16 protein-coding genes, 1 tRNA gene and 1 pseudogene are annotated in these 15,832 nt (G+C 61.3%); 7 read left to right on the top strand and 11 right to left on the bottom strand.

Features of this window, described 5'->3' with window-relative positions; genetic code table 11:
* Window positions 1-44: 44 nt before the first annotated feature.
* Together C9I57_RS11320 and C9I57_RS11325 are read left to right on the top strand one after the other, a co-directional pair.
* The gene (locus C9I57_RS11320; protein WP_107150782.1) at window positions 45-923 is read left to right on the top strand and encodes a hypothetical protein; all 879 of its coding nucleotides are present in this window, start codon (window positions 45-47) and stop codon (window positions 921-923) included.
* Entirely contained in the window at window positions 896-1,630 is a 735-nt protein-coding gene (locus C9I57_RS11325) for a hypothetical protein (protein WP_146166200.1), read from the top strand. Before C9I57_RS11320 ends, C9I57_RS11325 begins: the two co-directional genes overlap by 28 nt.
* Before the next feature lie 50 nt (window positions 1,631-1,680).
* On the opposite strand, the gene C9I57_RS11330 is transcribed toward C9I57_RS11325, so the two are convergent.
* On the bottom strand, window positions 1,681-1,917 hold the full coding sequence (locus C9I57_RS11330) for a hypothetical protein (protein WP_107150784.1): 237 nt from the start codon (window positions 1,915-1,917) through the stop codon (window positions 1,681-1,683).
* 7 nt (window positions 1,918-1,924) lie between these two features.
* On the bottom strand, window positions 1,925-2,176 hold the full coding sequence (locus C9I57_RS11335) for an Arc family DNA-binding protein (protein WP_107151049.1): 252 nt from the start codon (window positions 2,174-2,176) through the stop codon (window positions 1,925-1,927).
* A gap of 86 nt (window positions 2,177-2,262) precedes the next feature.
* On the opposite strand from C9I57_RS11335, the pseudogene C9I57_RS11340 reads away from it, so the two are divergent.
* Together C9I57_RS11340 and C9I57_RS32415 are read left to right on the top strand one after the other, a co-directional pair.
* Window positions 2,263-2,707 (top strand): annotated as a pseudogene (locus C9I57_RS11340) (DNA adenine methylase); the annotation flags it as partial.
* Window positions 2,708-2,772: 65 nt separating this feature from the next.
* Window positions 2,773-3,156: a hypothetical protein gene (locus tag C9I57_RS32415; RefSeq protein WP_146166201.1), complete on the top strand. Its 384-nt coding sequence runs from the start codon at window positions 2,773-2,775 to the stop codon at window positions 3,154-3,156.
* Between the two features lie 159 nt (window positions 3,157-3,315).
* Here the strand turns inward: C9I57_RS32415 and C9I57_RS11345 are convergent.
* A tRNA-Pro gene (locus C9I57_RS11345) sits at window positions 3,316-3,392 on the bottom strand.
* A gap of 243 nt (window positions 3,393-3,635) precedes the next feature.
* On the opposite strand from C9I57_RS11345, the gene C9I57_RS11350 reads away from it, so the two are divergent.
* Window positions 3,636-4,094, top strand: coding sequence for a SixA phosphatase family protein (locus tag C9I57_RS11350; RefSeq protein WP_107150785.1), 459 nt, complete (start codon window positions 3,636-3,638; stop codon window positions 4,092-4,094).
* Between the two features lie 156 nt (window positions 4,095-4,250).
* Window positions 4,251-5,069 (top strand): GNAT family N-acetyltransferase, encoded by an 819-nt coding sequence (locus C9I57_RS11355; protein ID WP_018440716.1) that lies wholly within the window; start codon window positions 4,251-4,253, stop codon window positions 5,067-5,069.
* Between the two features lie 78 nt (window positions 5,070-5,147).
* Here the strand turns inward: C9I57_RS11355 and ppx are convergent, their stop codons facing one another.
* A complete protein-coding gene (gene ppx, locus C9I57_RS11360; protein WP_107151050.1) occupies window positions 5,148-6,662 on the bottom strand; it encodes an exopolyphosphatase in 1,515 nt (504 codons plus the stop codon).
* Window positions 6,663-6,962: 300 nt separating this feature from the next.
* Here ppx and ppk1 point away from each other — a divergent pair, with 300 nt between their 5' ends.
* Complete coding sequence (gene ppk1, locus C9I57_RS11365) at window positions 6,963-9,026, top strand: polyphosphate kinase 1 (RefSeq protein WP_107150786.1); 2,064 nt, start codon at window positions 6,963-6,965, stop codon at window positions 9,024-9,026.
* A gap of 6 nt (window positions 9,027-9,032) precedes the next feature.
* On the opposite strand, the gene phoR is transcribed toward ppk1, so the two are convergent.
* The 7 genes from phoR to pstS form a co-directional block, all read right to left on the bottom strand.
* Entirely contained in the window at window positions 9,033-10,346 is a 1,314-nt protein-coding gene (gene phoR, locus C9I57_RS11370; protein WP_107151051.1) for a phosphate regulon sensor histidine kinase PhoR, read from the bottom strand.
* Between the two features lie 54 nt (window positions 10,347-10,400).
* A complete protein-coding gene (phoB, locus tag C9I57_RS11375) occupies window positions 10,401-11,102 on the bottom strand; it encodes a phosphate regulon transcriptional regulator PhoB (protein ID WP_026229673.1) in 702 nt (233 codons plus the stop codon).
* Between the two features lie 17 nt (window positions 11,103-11,119).
* Entirely contained in the window at window positions 11,120-11,824 is a 705-nt protein-coding gene (gene phoU, locus C9I57_RS11380; RefSeq protein ID WP_107150787.1) for a phosphate signaling complex protein PhoU, read from the bottom strand.
* 21 nt (window positions 11,825-11,845) lie between these two features.
* The gene (pstB, locus tag C9I57_RS11385) at window positions 11,846-12,697 is read right to left on the bottom strand and encodes a phosphate ABC transporter ATP-binding protein PstB (RefSeq protein ID WP_107150788.1); all 852 of its coding nucleotides are present in this window, start codon (window positions 12,695-12,697) and stop codon (window positions 11,846-11,848) included.
* Between the two features lie 15 nt (window positions 12,698-12,712).
* Window positions 12,713-13,609 (bottom strand): phosphate ABC transporter permease PstA, encoded by an 897-nt coding sequence (gene pstA, locus C9I57_RS11390; RefSeq protein WP_107150789.1) that lies wholly within the window; start codon window positions 13,607-13,609, stop codon window positions 12,713-12,715.
* Window positions 13,606-14,595, bottom strand: coding sequence for a phosphate ABC transporter permease PstC (gene pstC, locus C9I57_RS11395; RefSeq protein WP_107150790.1), 990 nt, complete (start codon window positions 14,593-14,595; stop codon window positions 13,606-13,608). Before pstC ends, pstA begins: the two co-directional genes overlap by 4 nt.
* Before the next feature lie 97 nt (window positions 14,596-14,692).
* On the bottom strand, window positions 14,693-15,724 hold the full coding sequence (pstS, locus tag C9I57_RS11400; RefSeq protein WP_107150791.1) for a phosphate ABC transporter substrate-binding protein PstS: 1,032 nt from the start codon (window positions 15,722-15,724) through the stop codon (window positions 14,693-14,695).
* Window positions 15,725-15,832: the final 108 nt, after the last annotated feature.

Consider the following 15,832-nt stretch of genomic DNA (forward strand, 5'->3'; position numbering starts at 1 on the left):
ACGGCTAGGAATCGGAAAGGCAGTGACCCTAACAGCGAGCCGGCATGGCGTCAATCGCCATGCTTAATGCATATATACGGCCCTGCGGCATCGACTTCATCCAGCAGTGCGACAGTAACTACTTTTACAGTACCAATATCAGCACGGGAATTTCGACTGGGACGTGGTTCGGCGTGAGATTCAATGACGGTACAAACTCAACCACACAAGACAATGACGTTAACGAAGAATACTTCTCCGGACTAACAATCAGCGGCGGCGGTTCCGGAAGTACCAGTTATGGCCTTGATATCAACTACGCTTTCGACATCCTGGTAGACGGCTACCGCGAAAGCTCGAGTGGCGGCACTTGGTCGCAGCTCGCAATTGGTGGTCCGGCCTCGATTGCCTCCTACAAGATCACCAATCTCACGGCGCCATTAATCACGCAATATGCTGCGCCCGCGCCTACCGTGACGGCAGGGAGCGCCGCGGGCTCATCGCCGCCCGCTCCGACGATCAACGGTAACACCCCGGCTGGCATGATCACGTTTGGCACCGATACGAGCCCGACAAGTGGCACCCAGGTAAATGCGACCTTCCCGACTCCACTTCCGGCCACGCCGAAATCTGTGGTGCTCACGCCGAACAACGGGTCGACGTATGGGCTGAATCTCGTACCGGGCAGCATTTCGTCGACAGGGTTCGTACTTTTCGCGATCAACGCTCCCGCTGCATCACAGAGCAGCACGGCCTACGCGATCAACTACGCGTCGTTCCCTGATGGTCATCCGGGCATCTGCCCGGATGGCAAACCGCTCTCGCATATTGCGATACCGCACATTTGCCAAACAATATGGAAGCGACGCCGCGATATAGTAGCGAGCCTCGACTACGAAGCTGGGACGGTGATGCTATGGCCGCAGTACCGATTTACAGGGTAAAGGTACCTATGGCGGTCCTTCGATCGCTTTCCAAGGACCGCGCGGCCGCCTTCCTGCGCGTCGGGCTCTTCACAAACGAACTCAATTGGCTCGTCCGCCTCCTTCTGATCGCCAGGATACCGAACGAAGCTAATGAAGCGGAACGGCGGGCAACCCTTTCCCTCGCCCTGCTTATCGTTAAGTTGCTCGCTGGTAAGGTCCACGAAGGTTGGCTGAAGCTACAGAGCGAGATAACGCCGCTCATCGCGCACTCGTTCACCGCAGACGGTAGGCAAGCTGTCGAAAATCTGCGTCAGCGCCTGGCGAAAGGTTCCATGATTCACAAGCCTCGGAACGAATATGCCTTTCACTATTCTGCGCAACTCTCCATAGACGACCTCGAGGCGTTGCCACTAGGCGACGATGAAATGGTCGCCTACATGTCGCAGCACCACGGCCATAACCTTGTGTTTGTTTCAGAGCTGGCAGCGATCAACCGCCTTACTGCGATTACGAATGAACTAGATCCTGGTAAGTCGTTCAGCGTGGTGATGCAAGAGGTCGTCGAGGTTGCTGGTTTGTACAGCGACTATGTCGTAGCAGTCTTGATAGCCTTGCTCGGCGATGACGTCATTGAGTCGCTGACAACGGAGGAAATGCCGGCGGAAGAATCAGAGGAGAACAGACGCGAAAGGATTTTTTTCTTCGAACTGCCACCCCCCGATTAACACGCCCGAAGACGTATCGGGCGGTAGCGCGCCTCTGCCAACTGCACGTCTCATTCAGGCGTAAACTGCGCAGTGCCCTGCAGCATAAAACTGATCGTCAGCATGCACAATCCAATGCGCTGAAGCGCTGCGCGGCGATTGTTGGCTTCCTGCGTTGCTTTGTTAGCAGCCTCATCCATGAAATAGAAGCCTGGGACTACGAGACCGAACGTGCCTTTGTACATCAGGAAGGTCCCGAGCACGCCAATCGTGGCACTTGCGATGTTTAAGGATTGGGTGATGTTCATGGTGGCATCAGCGCTTCGAGCGCCGTTTCTCCCGCTCATCCAGCGCCTTCACGACCTTCCCTGCGACGTTGTCGGCAAACATGTCTAGCGTCCGGTCGTCGATTCTTGCTGTTCCAGCCCCCTCTGAAGCAAAGCTCTCCTCCAGTCGCGCCACCACTTCGGCAGTGAGCGAGCGCTTACTTTGAGTCGACGCCTGTTCCAGTCGCTCCTTGAGCTCAGCTGGTATGCGGAGATTGATTTGGGGTTCGTCGCGTGCCATAACAAATTTGTAATGTAGCACAGTGCTAGAGAACCAATAAAGCACGGTGCTTGCCATATTTGAAGCACGGCGCTACATTTCAAGGCATGCTGCCGGCACCCGTCGAAGTGTTCAACGATATCAACGGCAAGCTGGTGAACCTCTACCGAGTCGTACAGCACCACCTCGAAGAGTTCGTACGGCAGTTCAAATGGGCAATCTCGAGCCGGCAAGTCTTCGAGTGGCATCAGCAGGCCGTCCCGGAAACGCTCGCCGACATTCAGCGTGCCGTACGCTTTTACTACCTTCAACACCATGCCTTCAGCGGCAAGGTGGATGGGCAAACCGTCGGCACGGCCGCCACGGCGCCGCCGTGAACCTGCTGCACATCGAAGAAGCGCTATCTGCCGCGCACCTCCGGCTCGTCGGCGCGCACGTTGAGAATTTGCCGCGGTACGAGTGCATGGCCCGCTACGACCGGCCGCACGCGTTTTCCACTTGCCCCCATACTGGTAGACAGAAGGCTACGGCGTGCCGTTTCCATTCCAGGACTAGGAGCGCATGGCAGCCATCATGCGCTCCTCCAGGGGGCAAAGTGATCTGCTGGCGGCTTATCGATGAGCCGTGAACTGGTGATCGCGAACTGGAACCCGGAACACAGACTGACCGTCTGTTTTAATGACAAAATCGGCGCGAAGATCCCGTCATCTACCTTTCATGAGGGCCGCTGTGAAGAGCGTCGCTACCGTTTGCCTTGCAATTGTTTCTGGCTTGGTCGGCTTGAGAGCCGCCCAAGTGCCCGTCATTCCACTGTGGGCAAGATTCCCGGGAGCATAGAACCTGTCGACCCAGTTGTGAGCGCGCACCATTGGAATATCGGGGTCATCAAGGCAGGACAGAAAAGCGCCGAGCTGAACGCTAGGGCGGCTCGATGGACTACTGCGGCGACGCTGCTCGGTATGGCGACGACAACTGTTGGCGCGATGCCCGGTCAGTCATAATTTCGGGCAAGACGCCGGGCGAATCATGAGTTTGCGCGAGTGTGCCAAAGTTGGCGCCGCGCTTTTCACAGTTGACCGAATCCGGTTACATGCAGGTTACCAGGACCACAGAAAGCACTTGGCCCGGCTTCGAGGGCCGGGCCAAGTGCTTGATTCTATTGGTCGGAGCGAAAGGATTCGAACCTTCGACCCTCTGATCCCAAATCAGATGCGCTACCAGGCTGCGCTACGCTCCGAAAAGTGCGAGATTGTAGCCGTGTCGGCCCACGCGGTCAATCGGCGCAGCACCCCCGACCAGCGGACCGAAGAGTTTGCGCCATTTGCATCAGCTTAGCGCATCGCAGTCGCCAGCAACACCGGCAGTAACATTGGCCAAGCACATTGAAGCAGACGAAACACGACTGCTACCCGACTCGGTCCCCACCCGCTACAGGCATCATGCTTGCGAATTCGACACCTCACAGAATGGACTTCCTGCTATGAATCTCATCCTCTGGCGCCATGCGGAAGCCGAAGACACCGCATCGACAGACCTCGCGCGACAGCTCACCACACGCGGCCGCAAGCAGGCGCAAAGCGCCGCGAAATGGCTGCGCAACCGCCTGCCGTCCGACGCGCTGATTCTCGCCAGCCCCGCCGCGCGCACCGTGCAGACCGTCGAGGCTCTGACGGACCAATACCGCATCGTGAAAGAAATCGCGCCGGGCGCCGCGGCCGAGGACGTCCTCGCCGCCGCGGGCTGGCCAAAGGGCATTGCCGACACGGTCGTCGTCGTCGGTCACCAACCGACGCTCGGCCTCGTCGCCGCTCAACTCGTCGCCGGCGAGCAGACCGAATGGTCCATCAAAAAAGGCGGCATCTGGTGGCTCGAGGGCCGCGAGCGCAACGGCGCGGGGCAGGTCGTGATTCGTGCAGTCATTTCTCCAGATCTCGCCTAAAATCACCACTTGTCGAGTTTGTGACATGTCATGTGAAATGGGCGTGTCGCAAATGCGACATGTCATCGGATTTACACGGCTTTGCCATGCAACCGTCACGGCCGATTACTAAATTGGCGAAAACGCAGCAATTCCTACATTTCACCAGGAAATTCTATGCGAGACCTGCCGACGCCCACCCTGCCCCTCGCTTCCATTCCCCTCGATTCGCGCCGCCGCCTCCCCCGCACGGAAGAAACGATCACCGCTCAGCACCGCTTGCAGGTGGCCTGGGCCCGGACGGAAGAGGAGCTTCGCGAAGCGCAGCGGCTGCGCTATCGCGTCTTCGCTGAGGAAATGGGCGCAACCGTCACCGGCCCCGCTGGCCTCGACGTCGACCGCTTCGACGCCTACTGCGACCATCTGCTCGTTCGCGATCTCGAAACGCTGACGGTCGTCGGCACCTATCGCGTCCTGCCTCCGCATCAAGCGGCTCGCATCGGCCAGCTCTACGCCGAAGGCGAGTTCGACCTCTCTCGTCTCGCGCACCTGCGCTCGAAGCTCGTCGAAGTGGGCCGCTCGTGCGTGCATGCCGATTACCGGAGCGGCTCGGTCATCATGTCGCTCTGGGGCGGCCTCGGTACCTACATGATGCAAAACGGCTACGAGACGATGCTCGGTTGCGCGAGCGTGCCGATGGCCGACGGCGGCCACTTCGCGGCGAACCTCTATGAATCACTGCGCGAGAGCGCGCTGACGGATCCGGAGTATCGGGCCTTCCCGCATACGCCGCTGCCTGTCGAGGAACTGCGCACGGGCGCCCGCGTCGCCCCGCCGCCGCTCGTGAAGGGTTACCTGCGTCTCGGCGCCAAGATCTGCGGCGCGCCGGCCTGGGATCCGGATTTCAATTGCGCGGACTTCCTGACGCTCTTCCGCCTCTCCGACATCAACGTTCGCTATGCCCGTCACTTCCTCGGCGAACCGACGTCGCGCTGAGACTAAGGCTAAGGCCAAGGCGAATATCGACCTGGCCGCGCCGCGCGCCGCGCGGCGCAAGCCACCACGAGCCGACGCTCAGTCGTCGGTATAGACGACGCGATACCGAATGCCGACTTTCTCCCATTCGGCCGCTTCCTGAATCAGGCTGTAGTCGGTGAGCGGGTTGTTGGCCACCCAGTCGTTCGGCAGATGCACTTCATACCCGCCGTTCGCGTGCGCGACGCTGATGCCGGGCAGCCCAATATCGGCGCGGCGCCGACACAGCAGCGCGGCGAGCCGCAGGCAGAAAAGCAGCGGCCACTCCACGTCGCGCGCCTGCGAGAGTTTGCCGAGCTTGCCGGCGTGGCCGAGCACGAGCGCCGCAAGGCGCGCCTGATCGGTGCGCGAGAAGCCCGGCATATCGGCGTTGCTCGCGATATAAGCCGAGTGCTTGTGATAGGCACTATGCGAAATCGACAGTCCGATTTCGTGCAGCGATGCGGCCCAGCGCAGAAACATCCGCGCTTCTTCCGCGCGCTCGGCGTCGGGCTCTTCCCCGAGTTGGTTGAAAAAGTCGATGGCAAGATCGCGGATGCGCTCGGCCTGCGGCCGATCGACGCCGTACCGGCGCATGAATCCCTCGACCGTCACGGCCCGCATATCCTCGTGTTGCGTACGGCCCAACAGGTCGTAGAGCACGCCGAGACGCAACGCGCCGTCGGTCGTATCGACGTAGTCGATCCCAAGCTCTTCGAACACGGCAAGCATGATCGACAGTCCGCCCGCCAGGACCGGCACGCGATCGGGCTTGAGCGCCACGAGCTTGAGCCGGTTGACGTTCTCGGCCTTGATGAGCGCACGCTTGAGCCGCTCGAGCCCGCCGCGCGAAATGCCATGCGTCACGCTCGGATCGTTGAAGCCGTTGGCCTCGACGAGCTCGGCCAGCGCGCGCGCCGTGCCGGACGAGCCGATCGCCTGATCCCATCCGGCCTGCTTGTACTCGCGCGAGATGATCTGGATTTCGCGCTTGGCGGCGAGCTCGGCCTGGCGCATCGTGTACTCGTCGACATTGCCGGCTGGAAAGAAGGCACGGCTGTGGCTCACGCAGCCTATGTAAAGGCTCTCCATGATCAGCGGCGTGTAATGCGAGCCGATGATGAACTCCGTCGATCCCCCGCCGATGTCGACGACCAGGCGCTTACCGGAGATGGCGGGCACCGAATGGGCGGCCCCGGCGTAAATGAGGCGCGCCTCTTCACGGCCGGCGATCACTTCGATCGGGAAGCCCAGCGCCCTCTCCGCTTCGACCAGGAACTCGCCGGCATTCTTGGCAACGCGCACCGTGTTCGTCGCCACGGCGCGCACGTGATCGGGATGAAAGTCGCGCAGCCGCTCGCCAAACCGTTTGAGCGCCGCCCACGCCCGTTCCTGCGACGCGCGATCGAGCATCTTGTCAGGGGAAAGGCCGGCTGCGAGCCGCACCGGCTCGCGCAACGCGTCGACTTGATAGATCTGGCTGCCGGCCGGCGTCTCCTCGATGCGCCCGACAATGAGCCTGAAACTGTTCGAGCCGAGGTCGACGGATGCAAGCAGATGCGGGGTATTGGGCATGGATGAAAACGATTTCGTGCGCGAGTACGCCGTCTCGTCCCGAGCTCGGGCCGGCGATTCCACGACGCGGTTCAAAGTCGCCATTTTACGCATAGAGCGGGGGCCTCCGATAAGCGCGCGCAGGGAAAACCGTCGCGATTCGTGTCAAGCGCATGAACTTCTTCGTGCAGCTATCTCAAAATTAGATCAGTTACCCGTAAAATTCGTGACAATAACCATTCATCGAAGCGACACCCAATTGTGAGAATTTCCGAGCGTCCGTTCATATCGCCCTCCGACCCTTCGCATTCGTCCTTGCCGATGTCGTTGCGTTATCCTCTGCTCAACCGCGAGTTGGGCATTCTGGGTTTCAATGAACGCGTGCTCGCGCAGGCGGCGGATCCGTCCGTGCCGCTGCTCGAACGCCTTCGCTTCATCTGCATCACGAGCAGCAATCTCGACGAGTTCTTCGAAATCCGGATGGCGGGACTGCAGGAGCAGATGCAGGACAATCCCGGTTCGCTCGCGCCCGACGGCATGTCGCTCCAGCACTGCTACGATCTCGTGGTCGAGCGTGCACAAAAGCTCGTGCACCGGCAATACCGGCTCCTGCACGAAACCGTGCTGCCCGCCCTCGAGGAAGAAGGCATCTATTTTCACGGCACCGACAGCTGGACCGACGAACAGACGCAGTGGGCGCGCCGGTATTTCGCCAACGAGCTTTTGCCGGTGCTCACGCCGATCGGCCTCGACCCCGCGCACCCATTCCCGCGCGTGCTCAACAAGAGCCTCAACTTCGTCGTGGAACTCGAAGGGAAGGACGCCTTCGGTCGCCAGGCCGTCATGGGCATCGTCCAGGCGCCGCGCGCACTGCCGCGGCTCGTGCAGATGCCGAAAGCGCTTTCGGGCTTCACTTATGGCTTCGTCCTGCTGAGCTCGCTCATGCAGCGCTTCGTCAACGAGCTGTTCCCGAATCTCATCGTACGCAGCTGCAATCAATTTCGCATCACGCGCAACAGCGAGCTCTTCGTCGACGAGGACGAGATCACGAACCTGCGCGTCGCGTTGCAAGGCGAGCTGCCGGCGCGCCACCTCGGCGACGCGGTGCGCCTCGAGGTTTCGGCAGAGACGCCGGCTCATATCGTGCGGCGTCTGCTCGACGAGAGCGGCCTCTCGGAGAAGGATTGCTATCGCGTCGACGGGCCGGTCAATCTCGTGCGGCTCATGCCGTTGCCGGAGATGGTGGACCGTCCCGATCTCAAGTTCGTCCCCCACGTGCCCGCAACGCCCGACCGGCTCGTGAAGACGGCGAATCTTTTCGATGCGATCGATCAGGGCGATGTCCTGCTGCATCATCCGTACGAAAGCTTTCAGCCGGTGCTCGAGCTGCTGCTGCAGGCCGCTCAGGATCCGAGCGTCGTCGCGATCAAGCAGACGATCTATCGCACGGGCACCGATTCCCCGCTCATGAACGCGCTGATGCAGGCGGCGCGAAATGGCAAGGAAGTGACGGTCGTCGTCGAGCTGCTCGCGCGATTCGACGAAGAGACCAACATCAACTGGGCCTCGCAACTCGAAGCCGTTGGCGCCCATGTGGTCTACGGCGTGGTCGGCCATAAGTGCCACGCGAAGATGATGCTGATCGTGCGCCGCGTCACCGAGAACGGTAAATCGGTGCTCAAGCGCTACGCGCATCTGGGCACGGGCAACTATCACCCGCGCACGGCGCGGCTCTACTCGGACTTCGGCCTGATGACGTCCGATCAAATCATCTGCGAAGACGTGCACCACGTCTTTCAGCAGCTGACAGGCATCGGCGGCGAGCTCAAGCTGCACGAGCTGTGGCAGTCGCCGTTCACGCTGCATCCGAAGCTCATCGACGCGATTCGCGCCGAAAGCGAAAATGCGCGCGCGGGCAAGAAGGCACGCATCGTCGCGAAGATGAACGCGCTGCTCGAGCCGACCGTCATCGCGGAGCTCTACGAAGCCTCGCAGGCAGGCGTCAAGATCGATCTGATCGTGCGCGGCGTCTGCTCGTTGCAGCCGGGCGTCGCGGGACTGTCGGACAACATCACCGTGCGTTCGATCGTCGGGCGCTTCCTCGAGCATCACCGCATCTTTTACTTCTTCGCGAGCGGCGACGAAAAGGTCTATCTCTCGAGCGCCGACTGGATGGACCGCAATTTCTTCCGGCGTGTGGAAGTCGCGTTCCCGATCAAAGATCGGCGTCTGAAGCGCCGCGTGATCGCGGAAGGGTTGTCAGCGTTCCTCGGGGACAATCAAGCGGCGTGGATCATGCAAAGTGACGGACACTATCGGCGCTCGCGTCCCGGCAAGACTTCGCGCAACGCACAGGCGAGCCTGCTCACGAAGTTCGGTTGCTAGCGCTTGCTACGCGTGAATGGTCTGTCGCCGCACGCTGCGCTGCGGCGGGAAGCGGACGGTGAACGTGCTGCCGCGGCCCTCCTCGCTTTTCACGTCGAGGATGGCATCGTGCCGTTGCAGCACGTGTTTGACGATCGCGAGGCCGAGCCCAGTGCCGCCCGTATCGCGCGAGCGGCTTCGATCGACGCGGTAGAAGCGCTCCGTGAGCCGCGGGATGTCGGCCGCCGGAATGCCGAAACCGGTATCGCTCACGGAAAACGCCGCACGATCGCTGAATAGCCGCCATTCGACCTTGATCGATCCGCCGTCCGGCGTATAGCGCACGGCGTTCGTGACCAGATTGCCGAGCGCGCTCAAGATCTCCGTTTCCGCGCCGGTCACGGTCAGCGTCTCGTCGACGTCGAATGCGAGCTTGTGACGGCCGGCCGAAAGGGTCATCGCGTCGTCTTGCAGATGCCGCAGCACCGCGCCCATATCGATGGGCTGCTCGCCCGGAGATTTGATGTCGCCTTCGAGCTTCGCGAGCACGAGCAGATCGTCGACTATATGTCGCATCCTCGCCGCCTGCTGTTCCATCAGCTCCAGATAGCGCGCGCGATCGTCTTCCTCGAGCGGTATCTCGCGCAGCGTTTCCAGAAAGCCCGAGAGCACGGTCAGTGGCGTCTTCAACTCGTGCGAGACATTCGCGACGAAGTCGCGCCGCATCGAATCGGTCCGTTCAAGCTCAGTGATGTCGTCCGACAGCACGAGCTTGCGATTTTCTCCATACGGAAACACCTGGACCGAAAGCGTGTTCTGACGTTTCTCGCCCATGCCGCGCATCATGAGCGTCTCGTCGTACCGATGTGAATTCAGGTAGTGGACGAAGTCCGGATGGCGGACGATGTGCGTGACGTGCTGCCGCAAATCGCGTTTCGCGTCGAGGCCGAAATGCTGCTCGGCGATTGCGTTGCACCATTCGATCTGATCGTGATCGTCGAGCATGACGACGCCGTTAGGCGAAGCCTGAATCGCCTGAATGAACCGCGAGTGCTGCTGCTCGACCTGCCGCACCTGCGCATGCCAGCGCTTGGCGAGCTTGTGCAGCCGATAGTAGATCTCGCCCCACACACCAGGCGCGCTGGGAACCTGACCGTACACGGGCGCATCGAGCAGCTGCCAGAGGCGTTCGGTGTGATAGGTCGAGAAAAGGCTCTGCGCGACAAGCGCGATGGCGCCGAAGACGAGCGCGGCCTTGGCGCCCGCGAATGCTGCGATGGCGGCGCAAACGAGCGCCAGCAGCACGAGCGAGACGATCGAGCGCGCCCAGATGATGTTTATGCCACCACGTTTTTCCACGGCGAAGAAGAAGGAGGGAACTCGGGGGCCTGGGAATCAGGCGGTCTTGGCCAGCCGATATCCGCTGCCGCGCACCGTCTCGATCATAGCATCGCATCCGGCCGGCTTCAGCGCGGCACGCAGGCGCTTGATATGGACATCGACCGTGCGCTCCTCGACGAAGACGTGATCGCCCCAAACCTGATCGAGCAATTGCGTGCGACTGTGCACGCGTTCCGGGTGTGTCATGAAGAAATGCAGCAGCCGGAACTCGGTCGGTCCGAGATCGAGCTTAATCTCATTGCCGTCCGCATGAGCCGCGACACGATGCGTCGCCGGATCGAGCTTGAGGCCGTTGATGGCGACGACGTCCTCCGTGAGCTGAGGTGCCCGGCGGCGCAGCACGGCCTTGATGCGCGCCATCAGTTCCTTCGGCGAGAACGGCTTCGTGACATAGTCGTCGGCGCCGATTTCGAGGCCTAGCACCTTGTCCTGTTCGTCGCCGCGCGCCGTCAGCATGATGATCGGAATGTGCTTCGTGCGTTCGTTGTTGCGCAGATCTCGCGCGAACGCGATACCAGACTTGCCGGGCAGCATCCAGTCGAGCAGGATGAGATCGGGTAGCACGTCGCTGATCAGCGACTGCGCCTGTTCCGCGTTGTAGGCGCGGATCGGGCAATGGCCTGCGTGCTGCAAGTTGATCGAAATCAGTTCGGAGATAGCGGGCTCATCTTCGATGATCAGAATGCTGCTCGGCATCGTCACCTCTTGACACGTTAACTAAGCGCTTCGCGCTCGAGCGCGTCGCGCGATTTGTGGCGCACGTCCGTGCCCTTCACGATGTAGATAATGAATTCGGCGATGTTCTTCGCGTGGTCGCCGATTCGCTCGATTGCCTTGGCGATGGTGAGAAACTCGAGCCCGGCGGAGATCGTGCGCGGATCTTCCATCATGTACGTCACGAGCTTGCGGACGAATGCGCGAAACTCCTCGTCGATCGCCTTGTCGTCGCGCACGATCTGAGCGGCGGCAGCCGTATCGAGGCGCGCGAACGCATCGAGCGCGCGGCGCAGAATCGACACGGCCATGTCGCCTGAAATTTTGATCTCGGCGATGTTCAGCGTGCGCGAGGCGCCGTCTTCCATGACGCGCTTCACGCGCTTGGCGATCTTCTCGGCTTCGTCGCCGGCGCGCTCGAGGTTCGTGATCGTCTTCGAGATCGCGAGCAGAAGGCGCAGATCGCGAGCAGCCGGCTGACGGCGCGCGATGATGTTGCTGCACTCCTCGTCGATCGCCACTTCCATCTGGTTGACCGTGTCTTCCACCGTGATCACCTGATCGGCGATAGCCGCGTCCAACGCGTTGAGCGCCTCCATGGCGCGCGTGATCTGCGCCTCGACTAGGCCGCCCATTTCGAGCACTTTCGACGAGATCAAATTCAGATCGGCATCGAACTGACTGGAGAGGTGCTTATCGGACATGTTTGCCTCCTACTCTGTTCATCAGCCGAAGCGGCCGGTGATGTAATCCTCGGTTTCCTTGCGGACCGGCTTGATGAAGATTTTTTCCGTATCGCCGAACTCGATCAGTTCGCCGAGATACATGTACCCGGTGTAATCGGAACAGCGCGCGGCCTGCTGCATGTTGTGCGTGACGATGACGACCGTATACTCGTTCTTGAGCTCGGCGATCAGCTCTTCGACGCGCCCCGTCGAGATCGGATCGAGCGCCGAGCACGGCTCGTCGAGCAACAGCACTTCAGGACGGATCGCGATTCCGCGCGCGATGCAAAGACGCTGCTGCTGACCGCCCGAGAGGCCGTAGCCGCTTTGGCCGAGCTTGTCTTTCACTTCGGTCCAGAGCGCGGCCTTCGTCAGCGCCCATTCCACACGGTCGTCCATCTCCGAGCGGGAGAGCGATTCGAACATTTTCACGCCGAAGGCGATGTTGTCGTAGATCGACATCGGAAACGGCGTCGGCTTCTGGAACACCATCCCAACGCGCGCCCGCAACAGCGAGATGTCGCGCTTCGAGGTGAGAAGGTTCTCGCCGTCCATCATGATCTCGCCCACGGCGCGTTGCTCGGGATAGAGCGCGAACATCTTGTTGAATGTCCGCAGGAGCGTCGACTTGCCGCAGCCCGACGGGCCGATGAACGCCGTCACCTTCCCCTCGGGAATCTGCATGTTGATGTTCTTGAGGGCGTGGTACTTGCCGTAATAGAAATTCAAGTTGCGAATTTCGATCTTGGGCCTGACGGGAGCGAGCGCCGATCCGCCTTGTGCGGGATCGAAACCGGCCGGGGCGGCCGGACGTTCGATCGACTGCTTGAGGTGACTCTCTGCCATATTCATAGTTTCGCTCCGCGGTTACTTCTTGCCGAACATCGCGCGCGCCAGGATGTTCAATCCGAGCACGCCGAGCGTAATGATGAAGACGCCCGCCCACGCGAGCGATTGCCACTGCGCGAACGGACTCATTGCGAACTTGAAGATCGTGACGGGCAGGTTCGCAACCGGCTGCCCCATGTCGAGCGAAAAGAACTGATTCGACAGCGCGGTAAAGAGCAGCGGGGCCGTCTCACCGGCGATCCGCGCCACTGCAAGCAGCACGCCCGTCACCACCCCGGCCATCGACGCCTTCAGGGTGACCGAGGAGATCATTCGCCACTTCGGCACACCGAGCGCGAACGCTGCTTCGCGCAGCGCATTGGGCACGAGCCGCAGCATGTTCTCGGTCGTACGAATCACGATCGGAATCTCGAGCAGCGCGAGCGCGATCGCACCGGCCCAGCCCGAAAAGTGCCCCATCTGCGCGACGACGAGCGCATAGACGAACAGGCCCACGACGATCGACGGCGCCGACAACAGAATGTCGTTGATGAAGCGCGTCACGCGTGCCAGCCATCCCTTCTGACCGTACTCGGCCAGATAGACGCCGGCCAGCACGCCGATCGGCGTGCCCACGAGCGTCGCGACGCCCACGAGCATCAGGCTGCCGACAATCGCGTTGGCGAGACCGCCACCGTCGGTGTTGGGCGGCGGCGTCGATTGCGTGAAGAGCTGGACCGACAAGCCGCCGACGCCGAGCGTCAACGTCGTATAGAGGATCCAGACGAGCCAAAGCAGCCCGAACGCCATCGCCGCGAGCGAGAGCGTCAGCGCAAACGCATTGACGCGGCGACGGCGACGCTGCAGCCGGTCGCGCGTCGCCTGCAGAACTTCGGGGCTTGCCGTGCCCGGCATCTGACGAGCGGGTTGGTTCATTTGGCCCCCTCGTTTTTCTCGAGGCGCTGCAACATCAGTTTCGAAATCGCCAGCACGATGAAGGTGATGATGAAGAGAATAAGACCGAGCTCCATCAGCGCGGACGTATGCAGACCCGGCCCCGCCTCGGCGAATTCGTTCGCGAGCGCGGACGTGATGCTGTTGCCGGGCGAAAACAGCGACACATTGTTGAGCAGGTTCGTATTGCCGATCACGAACGTGACGGCCATCGTCTCGCCGAGCGCGCGTCCGAGGCCGAGCATGATTCCGCCGATGACGCCGGTCTTCGTGAACGGCAGCACGATCTTCCACATGACTTCCCAGGTCGTGCAACCGATCCCGTAGGCCGACTCCTTGAGCAGCACGGGCGTGACCTCGAAAACGTCACGCATCACCGATGCGATGTACGGAATGATCATGATGGCCAGGATGACACCGGCGCAGAGAATGCCGATGCCGATCGGCGGCCCCTGGAACAGCGCGCCGAACACCGGGATGGGTCCGAGCACTTTGCCGAGGGGCGCTTCAATGAACTGCGCGAAGATCGGCGAAAAGACGAGCAGGCCCCACATGCCATAGACGATCGAAGGGATCGCGGCGAGAAGCTCGATAGCGATGCCGAGGGGACGGCGCAGCCATGCCGGCGAAAGTTCCGTCAGGAAGAGCGCGATGCCGAAGCTGACGGGCACCGCGATGATGAGCGCAATGATCGAGGTCGCGAGCGTCCCGTAGACGGGAACGAGCGCGCCGTAGACGTCGCTGGGCGGATCCCAGTCCGAGGTCCAGAGAAAAGCGAGTCCGAACTTGTGGATCGTCGGCAGCGAAGCGACGATCAGCGAAACGATGATGCCGCCGAGCAGCAGCAATGTAACGATCGCCGATAACCAGGCAATGTTTTCGAAGATGAAGTCGCCGACGCGGCTCGGCGCACGCTGCGCGCGTTCGCCACCCGGGGGCGTCATCGAATTGAGTTGGATGTCGGACATGTATCCCGTTTCCTGTTGATGCGCTCGAGTCGCGCATCCGATGACGATACCCGGCAAGGCGACAGCGCCTTGCCGGGTCGATCCTCTACCCGTTGACTTACTCAGCCACCGGCTTGCCCGAGGCATCCTTCACATTCGACTTCCACTGCGTCTCGATTTCCGACGTCACCGATTCCGGCAGCGGGATGTAATCGAGGCTCGTCACGGCATCGCTGCCGTTCTTGAAGCTCCAGCCGAAGAACTTGAGCGTCTCGGCGCCTTGCGCGGGCTTGTCCTGCGTCTTGTGCAGCAGCACGAACGTCGCGCCGACGATCGGCCACGCATTCTTACCCGGCTCGTTCGTCAGGATCTGGTAGAACGACTTCTTCCACTCGGCGCTTGCCGCAGCGGCCTTGAACGTGTCCGTATCCGGCGTGACGACCGTGCCCGCCTCGTTCTTCATCTTCGTGTAGACCATGTGATTTTGCTTCACGTAGGCCCACTCGACATAACCAATCGCGCCCGGCAAACGCTGCACGAAGGCCGCGACGCCGTCGTTACCCTTGCCGCCGGTACCCGTCGGCCAGTTGACCGTCGTGCCTTCGCCGACCTTCGTCTTCCATTCGTCGCTGACCTTCGAGAGGTAGTTCGTCCAGATGAACGACGTACCCGAGCCGTCCGCGCGGCGGACAACGGCGATCGCCGTGTCAGGCAGCTTGACGCCCGGATTCAGCGCGGCGATCTGCGGGTCGTTCCACTTGGTGATTTTGTTCAGATAGATGTCGGCAAGGACCGGGCCCGACAGCGTGAGCTCGCCCGCCTTGATGCCCGGCAGGTTGATCGCCGGCACGACGCCGCCCACGACCGTCGGGAACTGAAAGAGACCTTGCTTGGCGAGCTCGTCATCCTTGAGGGGCATGTCCGAGCCTGCGAAATCGACCGTCTTCGCTTCGATCTGCTTGATGCCGCCAGACGAACCGATACCTTGATAGTTGATTTTGCCGCCGCCCGACTTCGCGTAGGCATCAGCCCACTTCGTGTAAAGCGGTGCGGCGAACGTGCTGCCCGCGCCAGTGATGTCAGCGGCTTGCGCGGAGATCGCGAGAAGCGCCGCGGTCACGCCGGCGAACGCAGTCTGCATCAATTTCATGGAATAACCCCCAGTGGTGTGGTCGAGTGGTTTCGACACCGCGAAGATTAGGGCGCTATTGTGACAGTCATGTGACAGAAAGTTGACCGCGAAAGGGCGCAAAGGCTC

Source organism: Trinickia symbiotica, assembly GCF_003028655.1.
Lineage (GTDB): Bacteria > Pseudomonadota > Gammaproteobacteria > Burkholderiales > Burkholderiaceae > Trinickia > Trinickia symbiotica_A.

Bases quoted from the DNA above. Each gene is read 5' to 3' on its own strand.
- C9I57_RS11330 (WP_107150784.1), bottom strand. From the start codon at position 1,917: ATGAACATCACCCAATCCTTAAACATCGCAAGTGCCACGATTGGCGTG.
- pstA (WP_107150789.1), bottom strand. From the start codon at position 13,609: ATGAACCAACCCGCTCGTCAGATGCCGGGCACGGCAAGCCCCGAAGTT.
- C9I57_RS11335 (WP_107151049.1), bottom strand. From the start codon at position 2,176: ATGGCACGCGACGAACCCCAAATCAATCTCCGCATACCAGCTGAGCTC.
- pstC (WP_107150790.1), bottom strand. From the start codon at position 14,595: ATGTCCGACATCCAACTCAATTCGATGACGCCCCCGGGTGGCGAACGC.
- pstS (WP_107150791.1), bottom strand. From the start codon at position 15,724: ATGAAATTGATGCAGACTGCGTTCGCCGGCGTGACCGCGGCGCTTCTC.
- phoB (WP_026229673.1), bottom strand. From the start codon at position 11,102: ATGCCGAGCAGCATTCTGATCATCGAAGATGAGCCCGCTATCTCCGAA.
- ppk1 (WP_107150786.1), top strand. From the start codon at position 6,963: ATGTCGTTGCGTTATCCTCTGCTCAACCGCGAGTTGGGCATTCTGGGT.
- C9I57_RS32415 (WP_146166201.1), top strand. From the start codon at position 2,773: ATGAGCCGTGAACTGGTGATCGCGAACTGGAACCCGGAACACAGACTG.
- ppx (WP_107151050.1), bottom strand. From the start codon at position 6,662: ATGCCCAATACCCCGCATCTGCTTGCATCCGTCGACCTCGGCTCGAAC.
- C9I57_RS11350 (WP_107150785.1), top strand. From the start codon at position 3,636: ATGAATCTCATCCTCTGGCGCCATGCGGAAGCCGAAGACACCGCATCG.
- phoU (WP_107150787.1), bottom strand. From the start codon at position 11,824: ATGTCCGATAAGCACCTCTCCAGTCAGTTCGATGCCGATCTGAATTTG.
- C9I57_RS11325 (WP_146166200.1), top strand. From the start codon at position 896: ATGGCCGCAGTACCGATTTACAGGGTAAAGGTACCTATGGCGGTCCTT.
- C9I57_RS11320 (WP_107150782.1), top strand. From the start codon at position 45: ATGGCGTCAATCGCCATGCTTAATGCATATATACGGCCCTGCGGCATC.
- C9I57_RS11355 (WP_018440716.1), top strand. From the start codon at position 4,251: ATGCGAGACCTGCCGACGCCCACCCTGCCCCTCGCTTCCATTCCCCTC.
- pstB (WP_107150788.1), bottom strand. From the start codon at position 12,697: ATGAATATGGCAGAGAGTCACCTCAAGCAGTCGATCGAACGTCCGGCC.